The following is a 1,808-nucleotide window of genomic DNA, read 5'->3' as shown; positions in this document are numbered from 1 at the left end:
GTACCCGGCAGAGCGGGACGATCGACGACTGCTCGGGCAAGCCCCTGACCGAGCCCGTCTCGCTCCTGCTGTTCTGCGGAGACGGCATGGCCATGCTGCACGACCTGATCTGGACCGACTGGGGCAGCGCCACGGCCACCGCACAGGGCGTCGTCTCGGAGGTGGTCTGCCGGCCGAGCTGCGCCGAGGGCGGGGAGGTCACCTCGGCGGCCACGGTCGTCGTCTCCGGTCTGGCCGGCGGCCGCTACACCGTCATGGAGGTCCGGGCCCCGCGCTCGCCCACCGACCCGGACGCCCACTACACGCTCGACCTGCTCGGCCCGACATACCGGGGCTGACCCCGCTCACACCCCCCACGCGGTGAACGCCGCCCAGTGCACGGGGGAGGCGAAGGGACACTCGTCGGGGTCGGACTCCGGCCGGGCGTACCGTCCGCCCAGGGCCGCGAGGTGGGGACGGCCGTCGGTGTACCGCGCGAGGCCGGACCAGGTCAGCCGCCGCAGCCAGGTCCGCGCCGTACGCAGCGCGGACACCGGGGGCTCGCCCCGCCCCTCGCCGACGGGGGCGAGCAGCTCGTACAGCCGCGTCATCAGCAGCGCCGTCGCCAGATCGTTCACCTGCCACAGGCTGGTGATCGCACAGGCGGCCCCGGCCTGGAGGAAGCCGCCCGGCAGCCCGGTGAACTCGTCGGGCGCGTCGATGACCTCGTACCGCCCGGACTGGCAGGCCCCCGCCACCACCAGTCGGCAGCGCGGGAGCCGGAGCCGTACCAGCGTGTCCAGATCCAGTGTGCCGTCGGCGAGCGCCAACGAGGCGCCCCGGCCCACGAGTTCCGCACTCCCGTGGCAGCTCAGATGCAGATACGACGCCTCCGCGAGACGCGCCAGCAGCCACGCGACCGTCGCCTCGGCTCCCGTCGCGGACACGGCCTCCCCGCCCGGCTCGAACAGCGCCCGGATCCCGGCCAGTTCGCCGCGCGCACCGGGCAGCGAGCCGTCGGGATCCGCGACGGCGACCAACCGCGGCGGGGACGACGGCGGCCGGCCGGCGGCCGCCCGGGAGGCGGCGTACACCCCGGCCGACGGCGCGAGCGTCAACGTCCCCAGATCATCGAGCAGTTCACCCGCAGGGCCCAGCGGTACGGCCGGCAGCGGCACGTGTCCCAGCAGCCCGGTCGGTACGACGACCACCTCGTGCCGGGGGTCCTCCGCCAGCAGCCCGGCGAGGGGCCGCAGCAACGGGGCGAGCTCCCGCAACCGGTCGACCGCGCGCGGCAGTTCACGCCGCCGCGCGAGCGCACCGGCCTGCTGGGCCAGGAACAGCCCCGGCTCGGGGGTGTCCGGGTCCAGCGCCAGGAGCCGGACGACCGAGGAGCTGGTCACCTCGGGGACGAACACGGCGCGCACCCCGGTCCGCGCGTCCCGCGGCACCACGAGGACGCAGCTGCCCCAGACCGCGTTCACCAGATAGACGAGCGGCATCCCGCCCGCCGCCCGGACGACATCCGCCACCTCGGTCGTGCGCAGGAACCCCTCGAAGCCGGGGATCGCCCGGATCTCCTCGACCACGGTGCGCACCGCGCGCTCAGCCGCGGCCTGCACTCCCACGGCGGCGACGAAGTCTCCGGACGGCCCGACGAATCCCACGCCCGAGGCGCCGGAACCCCCTTCCGGACCGGCCCCGGCGGCAAACCCGCCGTTCGACGCGGCCCCGGCCCCTTCGCCTGCCGCGCCGGACCCTTGGACCGCCGCCCCGGCCCCTGCGACGGCCGCGCCGGGCCCTGCGACGGCCGCGCCCGCCCCTTCGAC

Annotated in this window: 1 protein-coding gene and 1 pseudogene; one reads left to right on the top strand and one right to left on the bottom strand. The window is 76.1% G+C overall.

What is annotated here, in order from left to right:
• Positions 1–338 (top strand): annotated as a pseudogene (locus tag CCN72_RS32420) (hypothetical protein); the annotation flags it as partial.
• 6 nt (positions 339–344) lie between these two features.
• Here the strand turns inward: CCN72_RS32420 and CCN72_RS32415 are convergent.
• The coding region (locus tag CCN72_RS32415) for a CHAT domain-containing protein (protein ID WP_143664272.1) at positions 345–1,808 on the bottom strand (1,464 nt) is incomplete at its 5' end.

This window comes from Streptomyces murinus (assembly GCF_002154555.1).
In the GTDB taxonomy this organism is placed as follows: domain Bacteria; phylum Actinomycetota; class Actinomycetes; order Streptomycetales; family Streptomycetaceae; genus Streptomyces; species Streptomyces murinus.
The sequence above is the reverse complement of the archived record's forward strand: the minus strand, read 5'-3'. Positions and strand labels throughout refer to the sequence as shown.